Origin of the sequence: Nostoc sphaeroides (assembly GCF_003443655.1) — a bacterium.
GTDB classification, from domain to species: Bacteria; Cyanobacteriota; Cyanobacteriia; order Cyanobacteriales; family Nostocaceae; genus Nostoc; species Nostoc sphaeroides.
In genome coordinates, this window is record NZ_CP031941.1 from 5,472,806 (window position 1) to 5,488,853 (window position 16,048).

Here is a 16,048-nt window from a genome sequence, read left to right on the forward strand (position 1 = left end):
CGCTGCTTCACCGCTTTGCATCTACGTTAAAAAAATTGACTTTGACAAAGAGTTAAGCCTTAACCCAAGCATATCGTTTTAAAACATGCTCTTAAACCTCATCTAAGTTGAGAACCATAGGTAGTCGGACAAAAATATTTACAGTCATTGCGAGCGTTCGCGCAGCGTCTCGTAGAGAAGCGAAGCAATCCCAGCCCTTGCGATTGCTTCATTCCGCTTCGCTCCATTCGCAATGACATTGTGTAATTAATTCTGTCTGACTACTTAGTTTTCGCCCTCACCCTAAATCCCTCTCCCAGATATGGGAGAGGGACTTTGAAATTCTAGCTCCCCGAATCCCAGATATGGGGGATAGGTTGGGGGATGAGGGCAAATCCTTTTCATCAGAGAAGAACTACAGGTTTCAAGATAGACGTGGTTTAATTACGAATTACGAATTACGAATTACGAATTACGAATTACGAATTATGAATTACGAATTATATAGTGAAGCATCCTAGATGGAAGATAAAACCTCTATCTAGGATGCTTCACAATAAAAATTGTTGCTGATACAACAATTAGGGAAAAAATGTGATATGTAGACTAGAGCTATCAGCTAGCAGAAACGGTTAAACTGCCTGGTTTCTGAAGATCACCTTGCAAAACCACACCTCGCTGATTGGCATGGATATGACGCAAAATCTTGTAAATTGCCTCAACTTGTTCTGATGCGCCTGCTTTCTCTGCGAGTTCATCAAGAGAAATAGGAGCTTTTTCTTTTTGCAGCACTGCTAACACTCGTGTTTGCAAATCTAGAATGGAGGCGGCTGCTTTTTTACCAGCTTCTACGCCTGGTTGATGGTAGGCGTTGACGTTGACTAAGCTAGCGTATAAACCAACAGCACGTTCATACAAAGCAATTAATGCCCCTACAGTTCGGGGGTTAACTTGGGGAATGGTGACTGTAATCGAATCGCGGTGATTTTCATAAAGCGCTTGTCGGGTTCCTTGGAGAAAACCGGAAAGATAATCGCCTGATGTAACTCCTGGATCTATTTCAGTAGATGGCCCCTGACGATCTTCCAACACTTCGATGAAGGTAGCAAAGAAATTCGCTACACCCTCACGCAACTGCTGAACGTAAGCGTGTTGATCTGTTGAGCCTTTGTTGCCATAAACGGCGATACCTTGATAGACAACATTGCCGTCTAAGTCTTTTTCCTTGCCCAAGGATTCCATCACCAGCTGTTGCAAATAGCGACTGAATAAAAATAAGCTGTCCTTGTAAGGTAGGACAACCATATCTTTTTCGCCCTTTCCGTTACCAGCAAAGTACCAAGACAAAGCAAGTAACGCTGCTGGGTTATTTTTCACATCTGGGACGCGGGTAGCGTCATCCATTTCTTTTGCGCCATCTAGGATGGCGTGAACATCAATGCCCTGCAATGCGGCTGGTACTAGCCCCACAGCAGACATTTCTGAGGTGCGTCCTCCTACCCAGTCATACATGGGAAATCTGGCCAGCCAACCTTCGTCTTTGGCCAGTTTATCGAGGTTGCTGTCAACGCTGGTAATTGCTACCGCATATTGAGCAAATTCCAAATTGTGTCCGGCGTAGGCTTTTTTAACTTCAATCATGCCGTTACGAGGTTCCGGCGTTCCTCCAGATTTGGAGATTACCAAAACCAAAGTGCTGGCGAGGCTATTTCGTAGATGATTGATAACGCGATCGATACCTGCTGGATCGTTATTATCGATAAAGTGAAGTTTCAGGGGTGGGAAATCAGGAGCGAGAGCTTCCGCGACGAATTGGGGGCCGAGAGCAGAACCACCAATGCCAATAGAGATAATATCCGTAAAGCGGCTTGCTCTGGGAGGATGAATAGCACCTGTTTGGACTTTTTCCGCAAAGGCTTCGATTTGTTCTAAAGTTTGGACAATTTCTTGTGTAAGTTCTGGAGCTGGCGCTAAATCAGGATTTCGCAGCCAGTAGTGTCCAACCATGCGATTCTCGTCGGGATTTGCGATCGCACCTTTCTCCAGTTCAGCCATATCCGCAAACGCCTTGTCAAACTTCGGCCGCAACGAATCCACAAAGGCATCATCGAACCGCATTCGACTCACATCTAAGTAAAGTCCTAATCCCTCGTGGAAATATAACCAGTTTTGGTATCTTTGCCAAAGTGCCCTAGCATCCATAGGGAAATCTCAAATAAAGTGTTTTTCAAAACCAGTTTAATGTAAGGTTATAGCGATCCCTGCCTAGCATTATACAGTTTACAGTTTTAAGTGTTCCCTTGACTCTTGACTTTAAACATCTGGCATAGGGATGACACGCAGAAATTTCACAATCTCACCCCTGATTTCTATACCAATCAGGTAATTATCCAGGGTAAAACGGTGAAAAATGCCTTCACGATCAAGCTGTCGTAGTTCTTTTAAATCGCTCAACTGCCACTTTTGGGCTAACTCAATAAAGACAAAATCATACACCTGCTCGTAGGCGGCAGGTTCTAAATTCTTCAGGTCTAGCAAAAAAGACCTTGCATAGCGCATTTCCAGACTCACTAGGCGTTACCTTAACCAAACTTGAGGGGCCAGAAAAGAAAGCGCTGCTGAATTAGAAAAACATCAACAGTCTTACCGCTTCTTCATGGGTTAAGATATCCCACGGTTGCTGCGATCGCTTGACTTCTTGTATCGCTTTGAGCATATAAAAGTCGTAATGTAAAGCTTCGAGAACGTCCCAAATGTCTTGCAAATCGTCATCACCTAACTGCTCGATTAAGTGATGCATTCTCAGTCGCAGCAAATTCATACGTCAATTATTCCCTACCAGCAAACACCAACAATAAATAGTATTCCCATAAAATTAGCTCCGCTCAAGCTACGCTAAAATTTATTCGCAAGGGGCAGAGAAGTTTCTGGGAACTCGAAAATTGAGCCTCTGAACTCGAATGTTGAGCCTTTTACAGCAGATTGCGCTCTAATCGAATACACGTAGAGACGTAGCTTTTCTTCGTCTCTACAAGGTTTTGGGTTTTATATATAGCGGTTCCCATTCAGATGCGGTACAACATTCTATCACGAGGTGTAAGGGCACGGCAGTGCCGTGCCCCTACGGGTGTACCTCACGTAAACGAGAACCGCTATATGTACTTCATTTACCTGAAATCTGCTGTAACTCGACTTAGGGACTTCCAAATAAAAAAATATTCCATTGCTATTGTTCACTGTTGACCGTTGACGGTTCACGAGTTTTCAGTCAACAGTCAACAGTCAACAGTCAACAGTCAACGACTTGAATGTGGAATAATTTATTTTTTGGAGTTCCCTTAAGTCCTCTCAAGAGGACTAAACTCGATTACTAGCTGGTATCCATGAGAGTCTACTTAAGTGGACTTAGGCTAAAAGCCTGTGAAATTTATTTCTTGGCGGGAGATTGAGCAGGTGCAAGATGTCCACCCTACAAGATTGGATAATTTATTTGTTAGAAATTCCTAACTCCCAACTCCCAACTCCTAACTCCTAACTCCCAACTCCCAACTCCCAACTCCCAACTCCTAACTCCTCACTCCTAACTCCCAACTCCCAACTCCTAACTCCTAACTCCTAACTCCTTAAAATGGTTGACTATCTCATTTTCTTAGCAATTTCTACAGCACTTTTTGCTCTATTCGCACTAGGACTCAATTTACAGTGGGGCTTTACGGGGTTAATTAACTTTGGTCATATTGCTTTCATGACTCTGGGAGCATATACAACCGTATTGTTAAGCTTAAAGGGCGTACCCCTACTGATATCGGCAGTAGCTGGCGCAATTGTCGCCGCCTTGTTAGGTTTGGTAATTGGTTTTGCAACTCTCCGCTTGCGAGAAGATTATCTGTCAATTGTCACTATTGGTACAGGGGAATTAATTCGTTTGGTGGTGAATAATCAGGAATTACCTGTGGGTGACACCTGGATTTCTGGGGCGTTTGGTGTGCAAAGTTATTCTATACCCCTATCCACAGAGCCGAATTTGTTTGTCAGATTAGGAATGATTGGGATTTTAACACTGCTAGCTGCTATAACTTTCTTTACGTTATGGCGATGGATTCGTACTACCCAAATATCTCGGACTACTGATTTAGCTAAAAGGACAACTAACAAACAAGAATTTGCGTCGCGTTTGGGTGTAGGAATTGTGTTAGCTGTTTTGGCAGCAGCGATTTATATTTCTGGGGTAATTGGATTATATAATTACAACCCAAAAGCGGGTTTAATGCTGGTATTGCTGTTGGTTTTAGCATTTGTATACTGGCGCTTAGAAATTTTGGTGCGATCGCCTTGGGGTAGAATTCTCAAAGCCATCCGTGAAGATGAAGAAATTCCCAAGGCGCTGGGAAAAAATGTCTTTTGGTATAAATTACAATCTCTCATGTTAGGGGGTGCGATCGCAGGTATCGCTGGTGCTTTCTTCGCTTGGCAACTGGGCGCTATTTACCCTGATAACTTTCAACCTCAAATCACCTTTGACACTTGGATTATGGTGATTTTAGGTGGTTCTGGTAATAACGTTGGCACAATCTTAGGTGCGGTAATTTTCTTTGCTTACGATGCACTCACGCGAGAAGTCTTACCCAGAATCGTCCCCCTTGATGAAGCCCGTTTGGGTGCATTTCGGATCATGGTAATCGGACTAATTTTGATGGTACTGATGATTTGGCGTCCTCAAGGTATCTTAGGGAAAAAGGAGGAACTTACTCTTGGTAAATGACTATTCATCGCCACTTCCACTTTTGGCAGCCACTGGACTTTCTAAAAGCTTTGGTGGTATCAAAGCAGTTAATGAGGCGAAAATCGAAGTTGCTAAAGGCAGCATTACGGGCTTGATTGGCCCCAATGGTGCTGGTAAAACCACTTTATTTAACTTACTCTCAAACTTCATTCGCCCAGATAAGGGACGAGTCATTTTTGACGGCGAACCGATTCACAAATTACAACCATATCAAATCGCCCAACAGGGAGTAATCCGCACTTTTCAGGTTGCACGGACTCTCTCGCGGTTGTCGGTGTTAGAAAATATGCTGCTGGCGGCGCAAAAACAAACGGGTGAAAATTTTTGGCAAGTGCAATTGCAACCGCATATCGTCGCTAAGGAAGAAAAGGAACTCGAAGAACGGGCAATGTTTCTATTAGAATCAGTGGGCTTGGCAAAAAAAGCACACGATTATGCTGGTGGCTTGTCTGGTGGGCAACGCAAACTGCTGGAAATGGGGCGGGCGTTGATGACTAATCCCAAGTTAATTTTGTTGGATGAACCGGCTGCTGGTGTGAATCCAAAACTGATTGATGATATTTGCGATCGCATTATCACTTGGAACCGTCAAGATAACATGACTTTTTTGATTATCGAACACAATATGGATGTGATTATGTCATTGTGCGATCGCGTTTGGGTACTTGCCGAAGGGCAGAATTTAGCTGACGGGACACCCACAGAAATTCAAACTAATCCCAAAGTTCTAGAAGCTTATTTGGGAAAATAAACTTATATGAAATGCCCAAGAAAATTAAAGAACTGAAAAGTTTATTACTGCGATCGGGGTTTACCTATAAACCAGCAAAGGGAAGTCATAGCAAATGGATACATCCAAAATTATCTAAAGCTATTATCATTGCTGGTAAAGATGGTAGTGACGCTAAACTATATTTAGAAAAGCAGGTTAATGAAGCACTAGAAGAATTAAATAAGATAGAAGCAGAGGAAAAGGAGGAACCAGAAGCATGAAATATACAATATTAATTCAATGGTCAAATGAAGATGAATGTTATGTAGTTTCATTACCTGATTTCCCGGATATTATGCAGCCTTGTACTCATGGAGACACTTATGAGGAGGCTTTGAAAAATGCTCAGGAAGTCTTAGAGATGTTAATCGAATCTTACTTAGAAGATGATCAGCCTTTACCAGAACCACAAACATTAGGTAAGTCTTTAAAAGTGGCTTAAACACAACATGGATGTGATTATGTCCTTGTGCGATCGCGTTTGGGTACTTGCTGAAGGACAGAATTTGGCTGACGGTACACCAGCAGAAATTACAAACTAATCCCAAAGTTTTAGAAGCTTATTTGGGCAAATAAAACAGGAGTCAGAATTTAGAATATTCTACCCATAAAGGGATAGGGAGCTTTTTATGTCAATGATGACAGTCAGAGATTTAGAGCAAGTTCAAACAGCTTTTACTGAAGCAGGTTTAGATTACCAGCTGGAACTCGAAAATGGGAAAATTTCAATAATGGGGCCGTCAGACATTGTATCCAGCGAAATCAGTAGTCGTCTCATCGCCTTTCTCTTTGCTTGGATAAATCCTCGTCGCTGGGGAAGAGTATTTGATTCCTCTGGCGGTTTCATCATGCCAGATACTAACCTCAAAGCACCCGATGTTTCCTTTGTTCGTGCTTCCCGACTTCTCCAAAGTCCTCGTTACTTTGGAGAACTTGTCCCTGACTTGGTGGTAGAAATTAAATCTCAGAACGATAAAATAAAACTTATAGCAGCTAAAATTCTGAAATTTATAGAATTAGGAGCGATCGTCGGTATTTTGATTGATCCTGATGAAGAGACAGTTACAATTTATCGCTCTACAGGCGAACCTACAGTTTTAGAAAATGGCGAGATTTTAACTATACCAGAACTTTTTCCCGGTTGGGAATTGCCCGTTACTGAATTGTGGCCTCCTATCTTTACCGAGGAAGAAACACAAATTTAGTGAAGGACTTTGGTAGCAACTGAACCGCATTCTCACTTGGAACCGCCAAGACGGGATGCAATACTGCGTAGGTTTTGAATATTCGTAGGTTGGGTTGAGGCAATGCGTTACCCAACAAACCCAGGAAAATTTTGGGTTTCGTTCCTCAACCCAACCTACACATTTCTATTTTTTATGCAAAACCTACGTAGTAAGCTGATGTGCAGCTAAATTGTATAACACGAAAACGTAAAATTATTGTAGTGCGGGCAACATGAGCGCATCGCATATACAAATTAAATACGCAACAGCTTATTGAGACGCGATGACCTTTTTAATTATTGAACACAATATAGCGGTTCTCGTTTACGTGAGGTACACCCGTAGGGGCACGGCAATTTAAGTTTGCCGTTACATTTTATAAGTATTTGGGAATATTAAGCTATGAAAGCTTAGAACAGATATCGGATTTTTGATATTTCAACACTCACTTATGAAAAAGTTTGCTGACTCAATAATTATCGGAATCGTCCTTCTTGGGGTTTGCAGTTGTAACTCAGTAAAATCGACTGATCTAACAAATGACAATCAAGTTACTAGCCAAACTGATTCTCAAGCCAAAACGATTATCAAAATTGGTAGTTCCAGTTCAACTGTAACAGTTTTAAAACTTTTAGCAAAAGCTTATCAATCCCAAAATAAAACTGTCAAAATTGAGTTTATCTCCAATAGCCAATCTGAAGGAGCGATCGCAGCCCTAAAAAACGATATTATTGATATCGCCGGTAGCAGTCACAAACCCAAATCAGAAGATGATAAGGGTGAAGTTCAATATCGGGAACTGGCAAAAGATTTGTTACTTGTCGCCACCCACAACAGTGTCAAAGGAGTTAATAACCTTTCAACCAAGCAATTAAAAGCAATTTACAAAGGTGACATCAAAAATTGGCGAGAATTAGGCGGTGCCGATGCAAACATTGTACTGTTGGATAGACCTGAAGATGAATCAGCGAAAAAATTATTGAGAAAATATTATTTGGGAGCAGAGAAGACTACAACTAAAGCCGTGATTTTGAATAAAGAGGGAGAATTAATGGAAACCTTACAAAATACTCCTAATTCCATCGGCGCTTTTTCTTTGGCTTCTTCCCTTATCAATGAATTGCCTGTCAATCATCTTAGTATAAATGGTGTTGTTCCCAAAGCGCAAAACTTCACGAGTGGCCAATACCCAATGGTGCGTCACATAGGTATTTTCTGGAAAAAAGCACCTTCAGAATCTACTCAGGGTTTTATTGATTTTATCTTTAGCTTAGAAGGTGAAAAACTATTAAAAAATAATGGCTTTGTTCCTGCCAACTAAATTAACAATTCGTAATTACGAATTACGTTAGCGCAGGAGTAGCGAATCCGCGTACCTCTGTGGGTAAGCAAGCTACGCAAAGCATCTCGTAGAAAGCATAATTACGAATTACGAATTACATAGCTTGCTTCTCGCCTTTAGCGAGTATTACCCCTCTTCTATTACTCTCGTTAAATAAAAATCATAACCCTTGATTTTTTAGGCTTTGATAAATTTACGGGTAGGTTGGGTTGAGGGACGAAACCCAACACGAAAAATCCTTGGTTTTCTTGGGGTAACACGAATATTCAACCCAACCTACATTTTTTTCTTTCCTCAGAGTCATAAAAGAGCGTTACGAATTATTGTTGAATGTGCCATGCAGAGATTTTTCAGGGGGCTGAGACTCAGCCAAAAAATTGTTCTACCGCTGCTTGCAGTTTGTCTTAGCGTGTTCATGCTGGGTTTAGTAGTGCTAGGAAATTGGTTTACGGATAGTTTGAATCAAAATTTTCGCCAACAAACTGAAAGTTTTGCTGAACGAGTTTATCAGGATTTTCAGTATAAACAGCAAACACTAGAAACTGAAATTGAGCTAATTGCTAATCGAGATATGCTCAATCAGGCTGTTGAACAGCGTAATCAAGGATTGCTTTTGCAGATATTACTACCACTTAAGTCTATTTTAAAATTGGATTGGATTAAGGTAGTCGATACTCAGGGAAATGTCCTCATAGATTTACGGAACAACTCGTTAAGTCAAGCCAACTTTCTAGACGAAGTAATTACCAGCACTGCTAGTAGAGGAGCGCATTTAGTTGACTTGGTAGATGTAGAAGGTAAGCAACAGGTTCTACAAGTAGTAACAAATGGGATAAAATCATCAGCAGGACTTTTGGGAGGAATCGTCATTGGTGACTTAGTAGACGATATCCTACTGCAAAAAATTGCTGCGGGTTCCTCTAAACAGTTGATTATCCAGAGACAAAATCGCGTCATTGCGACAACTTTGTTAGCAGCCAAAAGTGGAACTTGGCAATTTCCTCCTCCTAATTTGCCTGCTATACGAATCACTATTGATAACAAAAGTTATTTAGCCAAAAGCATTGTATTGACAGGAGCAAGTCAGTCTTTAACAACTACAGTGTTGTATTCCATATCGTTGTTAGAAGTTGCTCAATATAAGTTATGGGAGCATTTAGGACTCTTGTTTTTGTTGGGAAGCAGTATCTTAGCAGTTACTGGATTTTTAATTGCGCGAACAATTACTCGTCCCTTAAAAGCTGTCACACAGGTAGCACAACGAGTTATCCAAGAATCTAATTTTGATCTCCAAGCTCCCGTAACAACTGAAGACGAGGTTGGAATCTTAGCCATTTCTTTTAACCAGTTAATTCAACAGGTAAAGCAACTGTTGGTAGAACAATATGAAACAAATCAAAAGCTAGAGGTTTACAGCCAAACATTAGAAGAAAAAATAGAAGAACGAACCCAAGCACTACGACAAAAAAATATTACTCTCAAGCAAACTTTACAAGAACTCAGGCATACTCAGTCCCAATTAATCCAGAATGAAAAAATGTCTTCTTTGGGGCAATTAGTTGCTGGCATTGCTCATGAAATCAACAATCCAGTTAATTTTATTTACGGTAATCTTAAGTACACTGATGATTATACTAAACAGTTGTTGTGGTTACTTCAACTTTATCAAAAACATTACCCCTACCCAGAAACAGAAATTCAAAAAGCTAAAGAAGAAGCTGATATTGAATATTTGACAGAAGATTTGCCTAAAATGTTGACTTCCATGAAGATTGGAGCCAGTCGGATTCGGGAAATTGTCCTTAGTTTAAGAATCTTCTCTCGTTTGGATGAAGCCGAGTTTAAAATGGCTGATATCCATGAAGGAATTGACAGCACTCTGTTAATTTTACAACATCGTCTCAAATCTGAAAAGACTCGCCCTACAATCACAGTGATTAAAGAGTATAGTGACATCCCGAAAATTCAGTGTTTTGCAGGACAATTAAATCAGGTATTGATGAACATCTTGGCAAATGCTATTGATGCTTTAGAAGAGGCTTTTCAAAAGGGGCTTTGTCCAGAACCGATAATTCGCATTTCTTCAGCCCAGGTGAATGAAAATGTCGTTGTTCAGATTGCTGATAATGGTACAGGGATTCCAGAAGCAATCCAGTCACGTCTTTTTGACCCCTTTTTCACCACTAAACCTATTGGCAAAGGCACTGGTATGGGATTATCTATTAGCTACCAAATCATTACTGAAAAACATGGTGGTTCGTTACAGTGCATTTCATTACCGGGACAGGGTGCAGAGTTTGTAATTACAATCCCGATTCGATAGGTGATTTTGCATAATAGTTCTATAAAATTTCTTTTTTCAATCTTCGTTATTTTCTATAAAATTGACTTGCTCGTAAAGGTCGCGCAATTCAATTTTAAAATCAACTGTTTGCAGTGATAAAATTGCAGATTCATGTTCAAGTTCAATAAATGACCATTGATTTTCCGCAGTTTTTACATATTGCATCACATGATACTGATATTGGTCAATTAAAATATATTCCTTGAATTCTGGAATAGAGCGATAATAAAGAAACTTATCACCTTGGTCATAATTTTTAGTCGATTTAGATAAAACTTCAGCAATTAACATCGGATTCATAACCGTTGTTGTGCTGGTTTCTGTATAAATAGGTTGTCCCTCAATCACCATCACATCAGGATATGTATGCTGCCGATAACGGGGTATCCATAAACGTACATCACCAATATAAACATCATAATTTTTACGCCTTAAAGCAATTTTTAAGGATGCAGCTAAATTCAAACAAATTTTATTATGATTTGTAGTGCCACCCGTCATCGGTACAATTTCTCCATCACGGTATTCGCTTTTATATTCTGCTTTTTCTTCAATTTCTAAATACTCTTCAGGTGTGTAATAGAGTTTTTGTGTTTCTAACTGCATAAAAATACAACCTATAATTGTGCGGTTATTGTGCGGCTAAGATTTTTGATTATCTTATTTATCCATTTTAAAGTGCTATCTAAAGTTACTCGGCTACAAGTTTTATGTGAACTGTTCTAAACTATGAGAAAATCCCAGAGTGGAGGCATAGCATTATGGTAATCACTCCTAATACCGCATCTGAGGTCATCTACCCCGAAAGCGACGGACAACCAATGGCGGATAATACCAAGCAATTTCGCTGGATAGTAACTATTAAAGAAAATTTAGAAATTTTATTTGCATCCCAATCAGATGTATTCATCGCCGGAGATTTATTTTGGTATCCAGTTGCAGATAACCCTAACATCAAACAAGCACCTGATACTTTGGTAGTGTTTGGTAGACCCAAGGGAGATAGAGGTTCTTACAAGCAATGGGAAGAAGAAAACATTCCGCCACAGGTGGTATTTGAAATATTATCTCCTGGTAATACAACTAAAGAAATGGCGCATAAACTCCTATTTTATCAACGCTACGGAGTTGAAGAATATTATATTTACGACCCAGACCAAAATGAACTAACAGGGTTTGTGCGCTCAGAAGATTGGTTACAAGAAATTAACCAGATTCATGGGTGGATAAGTCCCCGTTTGGGAATCCGCTTTCAACTCACCCCCCAAACCCTAGAAATATATCGCCTTGATGGATATAAGTTTCTTACACCCGTTGAGCTTGACCAAGTACGTACACAAGAACGTCAACGTGCTGAACAAGAACGTCAAGCTAAAGAAATAGCTCTCCAACAACTAGAGGAAGAACGCCAACGATATCAAGATTTATTGACACTACTACAAGAACGGGGAATTAACCCAGAACAGCTGTTATAAGCGAACTCCAGCCCTAAAGGCTTGTCATTACCCACATTTTTGTAACAGTCAAATGTCGTGCTTACCCACATTCCGCCCTGCACTGAAGTGCAAGGCTGATAGCCCAAGTCCACTCAAGTGGACTAAAATCAATTACTCAGTCCGCTTTAGAGGACTTTAGCTATTAGCCTTGGAATTCAATACTTCTCGGTTAAGGGGAAAAGGGGAAGGGGAAAAGGGAAAGAAAAAACCTTTAACCCAACCCCAGTAACCTTTTCCCCAAACCAAATTCTGAGTTCAAAATGCTTAACCGAGTAGTATTGCCTTGGAATTCTATTCCGAGGCGGGATAGCAACGAAGCGGAAATTGTCAGATATGGGTAACTACAAGGTCTGAAGCCAGGGGCTTCCGCCCACCGATTGTCGGTGAAAATCGAAAAATTCAGATCCCCGACTTCTCACAGAAGCCGGGGATTTTGTTGTTAAATTTAACTAAATTGTTCCTCTGCATCAAGGTTGAAAAGCATTTGCAGAGTTTGCATACAGCGCCGTCTAGCTTCCACATCTTGCTGCGATCGCAATTGCACCATCGGGTCATGTAAAATTTTATTGACAATTCCCCGCGTTAATGCTTCAATCACTTCTTGATGTTTTTCCGCAAATTCCGAACCCAATCTCGACAAAGCTTTTTCTAACTCTTGTTCGCGGATGGTTTCAACTTTATTTCGCAGACAGCTAATAGTAGTCACAGTTTCCAGACTGCGCCACCAAATATCAAAGGCTTCTACTTCTTCCTCTAAAAGTCTTTCGGCTTCTTGTGCAATCTTCCGACGGCTTTCGTAGTTTTGCGCCACTACTGCCTTCAAATCATCCACATTAAACGCTTGCACATTTTCCAATTCATTTACATCCGCATGAACATTACGCGGCACAGAAATATCAAATAACATTAAAGAACGCTGAACTTCTAAAACCATTTCCAATTTGGAACGGTCAAGGATTGGCTCTGTTGCCGAAGTACTTGTAAACACCAAATCGCTATCGGCAATTACGCTCATCATTTCCGATAGAGGATGAATATTGATCGGTTGTTGAGGGAACTGCTTTGTTAATTCTTGGGCGCGATCGCGTGAGCGATTTACAATACTAATTTGCACAGCACCTTTAGAAATTAGGTGTTGCACCAGCAGCCGCGACATTTTACCAGCGCCCAAAATTACCACTCGGCAAGCTGCTAAATTTGCTACTTTAATTTGTGCTAACTCTACAGCTGCCGAACTAATAGAGACAGCACCAGTACCAATACTAGTTTCAGTCCGAACCCGCTTACCAGCAGTCAGCGCTTGTTTAAATAATCGATTTAAAATGGTTTTTATACCGTTATATTGCTGTCCCAGTTTGTGAGTAGTTTTCACCTGAGCCAGAATTTGACCTTCTCCGAGTACCAGACTATCTAAACCACCTGCTACCCGCATAACGTGCATCACTGCATCATCATGGAGCAACATAAACAAATGTTGTCGCAGAGAAAGCACGGGTAATTTACTGTATTCCGCAAGAAACTGGGTTATTTCCCGGATACCTTGGTCTGCTTCACTGGTAACAATGTAAATTTCCAGGCGGTTACAAGTGCTAAGAATTGCAACTTCATCAATATGGGGATAGCTGGCCAGTTGAGCGATCGCACTTTCAATTTGTGGTTCTGGAATGCTCAGTTTTTCCCGGACTTCTACAGGGGCTGTTTTATGACTTAACCCCACCACTGCTATATTCATTTGCTAAATCGTAGTTACTAGTTGGTAGTTGATAATAGGGCATTGAGTGAGAATAGGGAATGGGGAATTTTTGTTTATTGGTTGGTAGTTATCCCCAGCCAACAATCACTAACTACTCACTACTAACTCAGGGCTATTTCGTTCTAGACACAAACCACCCAGAACTGAAGTTCTTTGGCTTTTAGCTAAAGTCCGTTAAAACGGACTATAACATGAGTCTTAGTCGTCTTTAGACGACTTTAGCTATTAGACTCAGAATTCATTCTGAGGCGGACTAGATGAGAATGAAATAGCCCTGCTACTAACTACTGTAAGATTGAAGCATTTTGGTGATTATTTCCCATTTTATAGAAAGATTTATTTCCTTATGCTTCGCCCCTACTTTTACCATTCCCCATTCCCTAAAATTTAGTTCAGTTGGAGAGTCTTGGGTTCACCAAACATGTGAATTGTATCAACAAATCGAGCAGTTTTCGACTGGTTAGAAATTACCAAGCTTTGAGTTCTGGCTCCGCCGTGGAAGAAACGTACACCTTCCATGAGATTGCCACCGGTAATACCGCAAGCAGCGAACAGAACAGTTTGACCAGATGCCAGTTCATGAGCATCATAGACCTTATCGGGGTCATTGATATTCATAGACTTTAAGCGATCGATGTTGGCTTCTCTGCTTTCTCCAATCAGACCTGTTTTGACTACTGCTGGATCGTAAATCAGTTGACCTTGGAAGTGTCCACCTAAAGCACGCATTGCAGCTGCCGATATTACACCTTCAGGAGCAGCACCGATACCCATCAGCGCGTGGATATTAGTTCCAGCAAAACCGCAGCTAATAGCTGCACCCACATCACCATCTGAAATTAGGGAGACTCTCGCTCCAGCCTCACGGATTTCTTTAATTAAATCGTTGTGGCGTTCGCGCTTCATGACTATAATTACAAGTTCTTCAATAGATCGGTCTAAACACTCAGCGAGAATCTTCAGGTTTTCGGTTGCTGACTTGTTGATGTCTACCTTACCCTTAGCCGCCGGAGGTGCTGCTAACTTCTTCATGTAAAAGTCAGGAGCAGCAAATAATCCACCCTTTTCAGAAATTGCCAACACAGCCATCGAACCAGGTTGTCCATAAGCTACCAAGTTCGTACCTTCACAGGGGTCAACGGCGATATCAATTTCAACTAGTTCATCAGGGTTACAGAGAGCTTCGGCATTTGGTTGGGTACAGATACCAACTTCTTCCCCGATGTATAACATAGGTGCGTTGTCGCGTTCGCCTTCCCCAATCACAATGCGACCCCGCATATAGATTTTATTCATCCGCTCCCGCATAGCTTCCACTGCTACTTGGTCAGCAATGTCTTTTTCGCCTTTCCCCATCCATTTCGAGGAAGCGATCGCGGCTTGCTCTACTACTTCAATAATCTCTAACCCAAGTGTATTTTCCACAGAGTCTGCCCTCTCAACTGCTTGAATTTCTGCCGCTTTATCTGGCTATTTCAGTCTTTAAGTCTACCAAAGGGCGGATACACCTGGAAGAAAGTTAAGTTTTACTGCTAACTGGTTAAAAAAAGTGCCATTTGTGACATTGTTTTTTGATCATAACTATTCCAATATTAGGGAACTCCAAAAAATAAACTATTCCACATTAAAGTCGTTGACTGTTGACTGTTGACTGTTGACTGTTGACTGAAAACTCGTGAACCGTCAACGGTCAACAGTGAACAATAGCAATGGAATATTTTTTTACTTGGAAGTCCCTTAAGTTTTGAACTGGCACAAATGAGTACCAGTGTATATCTAGAACATTGGTTTCCTTCAATATCTATCTTTAGGTATAAAATAATAAAGAAAAAAAGCTGGTGAGTTCCCTCAAAACTGAAGAGCAAGCCAGAATGACATTAAGAGGTTAATCGTGTTTATCGACTACATCACACTAATGTTGATCAATATGGTAGCTGGTTTATTTCTACTGGCTGACTATGTGTATCGTGGTATAGATAGTTCTAATCAAAGACCGTGGATTCCCGGTTTTGGAATTACAGGTGCGATCGCCTTAACAACTGGTTTACACATGACCTTCACCTGGCCAGTTATCGGCAGCTTCAATATTGCCTTCGGTGAGACAAGTGTCTTATTTGGTATCTTGTTTGTGGCGGCTGCGTAGGCGTAGCCCGTCGTAGACATCGCACTTGCTCAAGGTTGGGATTTATCGACAATAGCAGTTTACGGCTTCTTTGCTGGTGTAGTTGCGATCAAAATAGCAGTCCTAAATCATTCGTGAACAACAAGATCCCCGACTTCTTTGAGAAGTCGGGGATCTGAGCCTCTCGATTTTCACAACTCAAAAAGGATTGCTATAGTAGTTATTCGCATT

The 16,048-nt window shown here is 41.0% G+C and carries 15 protein-coding genes and 1 pseudogene; 10 read left to right on the forward strand and 6 right to left on the reverse strand.

Features of this window, described 5'->3' with window-relative positions; all coding sequences use genetic code 11:
• Positions 1–594: 594 nt before the first annotated feature.
• The 3 genes from D1367_RS24390 to D1367_RS24400 all read right to left on the reverse strand — a co-directional run bounded on the left by D1367_RS24390 (position 595) and on the right by D1367_RS24400 (position 2,800).
• Positions 595–2,181 carry a glucose-6-phosphate isomerase gene (locus tag D1367_RS24390; RefSeq protein ID WP_118168901.1) on the reverse strand — a complete coding sequence of 529 codons (1,587 nt, stop codon included), beginning with the start codon at positions 2,179–2,181 and terminating at the stop codon, positions 595–597.
• 111 nt (positions 2,182–2,292) lie between these two features.
• Entirely contained in the window at positions 2,293–2,550 is a 258-nt protein-coding gene (locus D1367_RS24395; RefSeq protein WP_118168903.1) for a cytotoxic translational repressor of toxin-antitoxin stability system, read from the reverse strand.
• Positions 2,551–2,602: 52 nt separating this feature from the next.
• Positions 2,603–2,800 (reverse strand): hypothetical protein, encoded by a 198-nt coding sequence (locus D1367_RS24400; RefSeq protein ID WP_118168905.1) that lies wholly within the window; start codon positions 2,798–2,800, stop codon positions 2,603–2,605.
• Between the two features lie 807 nt (positions 2,801–3,607).
• Between D1367_RS24400 and D1367_RS24405 the strand changes: the two genes are divergently transcribed.
• The 8 genes and pseudogenes from D1367_RS24405 to D1367_RS24440 all read left to right on the forward strand — a co-directional run bounded on the left by D1367_RS24405 (position 3,608) and on the right by D1367_RS24440 (position 10,425).
• A complete protein-coding gene (locus tag D1367_RS24405; protein WP_118168907.1) occupies positions 3,608–4,741 on the forward strand; it encodes a branched-chain amino acid ABC transporter permease in 1,134 nt (377 codons plus the stop codon).
• Entirely contained in the window at positions 4,731–5,513 is a 783-nt protein-coding gene (locus D1367_RS24410; RefSeq protein WP_118168909.1) for an ABC transporter ATP-binding protein, read from the forward strand. Before D1367_RS24405 ends, D1367_RS24410 begins: the two co-directional genes overlap by 11 nt.
• 11 nt (positions 5,514–5,524) lie before the next feature.
• A complete protein-coding gene (locus tag D1367_RS24415; protein WP_118168911.1) occupies positions 5,525–5,755 on the forward strand; it encodes a type II toxin-antitoxin system HicA family toxin in 231 nt (76 codons plus the stop codon).
• The gene (locus D1367_RS24420) at positions 5,752–5,976 is read left to right on the forward strand and encodes a type II toxin-antitoxin system HicB family antitoxin (RefSeq protein ID WP_118168913.1); all 225 of its coding nucleotides are present in this window, start codon (positions 5,752–5,754) and stop codon (positions 5,974–5,976) included. The genes D1367_RS24415 and D1367_RS24420 overlap by 4 nt, the downstream gene beginning before the upstream one ends.
• Positions 5,972–6,110: pseudogene (locus D1367_RS24425) on the forward strand (ABC transporter ATP-binding protein C-terminal domain-containing protein); the annotation flags it as partial. The gene D1367_RS24420 and the pseudogene D1367_RS24425, both read left to right, overlap by 5 nt.
• A gap of 53 nt (positions 6,111–6,163) precedes the next feature.
• On the forward strand, positions 6,164–6,739 hold the full coding sequence (locus tag D1367_RS24430; RefSeq protein WP_118168915.1) for a Uma2 family endonuclease: 576 nt from the start codon (positions 6,164–6,166) through the stop codon (positions 6,737–6,739).
• A 472-nt stretch (positions 6,740–7,211) separates the two neighbouring features.
• Positions 7,212–8,081: a substrate-binding domain-containing protein gene (locus tag D1367_RS24435; RefSeq protein ID WP_118168917.1), complete on the forward strand. Its 870-nt coding sequence runs from the start codon at positions 7,212–7,214 to the stop codon at positions 8,079–8,081.
• Positions 8,082–8,439: 358 nt separating this feature from the next.
• The gene (locus D1367_RS24440; protein ID WP_118168919.1) at positions 8,440–10,425 is read left to right on the forward strand and encodes a sensor histidine kinase; all 1,986 of its coding nucleotides are present in this window, start codon (positions 8,440–8,442) and stop codon (positions 10,423–10,425) included.
• Between the two features lie 36 nt (positions 10,426–10,461).
• Here D1367_RS24440 and D1367_RS24445 read toward each other — a convergent pair whose 3' ends face one another.
• On the reverse strand, positions 10,462–11,052 hold the full coding sequence (locus tag D1367_RS24445; protein ID WP_118168921.1) for a Uma2 family endonuclease: 591 nt from the start codon (positions 11,050–11,052) through the stop codon (positions 10,462–10,464).
• A gap of 155 nt (positions 11,053–11,207) precedes the next feature.
• On the opposite strand from D1367_RS24445, the gene D1367_RS24450 reads away from it, so the two are divergent.
• Positions 11,208–11,921, forward strand: a complete 714-nt coding sequence (locus D1367_RS24450) for a Uma2 family endonuclease (RefSeq protein ID WP_118168923.1) — start codon at positions 11,208–11,210, stop codon at positions 11,919–11,921.
• A gap of 466 nt (positions 11,922–12,387) precedes the next feature.
• Here D1367_RS24450 and D1367_RS24455 read toward each other — a convergent pair whose 3' ends face one another.
• Both D1367_RS24455 and glpX read right to left on the reverse strand, forming a co-directional pair.
• Positions 12,388–13,674, reverse strand: a complete 1,287-nt coding sequence (locus D1367_RS24455) for a glutamyl-tRNA reductase (RefSeq protein WP_118168925.1) — start codon at positions 13,672–13,674, stop codon at positions 12,388–12,390.
• Between the two features lie 408 nt (positions 13,675–14,082).
• Positions 14,083–15,120, reverse strand: coding sequence for a class II fructose-bisphosphatase (gene glpX / locus D1367_RS24460; RefSeq protein ID WP_118168927.1), 1,038 nt, complete (start codon positions 15,118–15,120; stop codon positions 14,083–14,085).
• A 466-nt stretch (positions 15,121–15,586) separates the two neighbouring features.
• Here glpX and D1367_RS24465 point away from each other — a divergent pair, with 466 nt between their 5' ends.
• Positions 15,587–15,838: a DUF981 family protein gene (locus D1367_RS24465; RefSeq protein ID WP_118168929.1), complete on the forward strand. Its 252-nt coding sequence runs from the start codon at positions 15,587–15,589 to the stop codon at positions 15,836–15,838.
• The last annotated feature ends 210 nt before the right edge of the window (positions 15,839–16,048 follow it).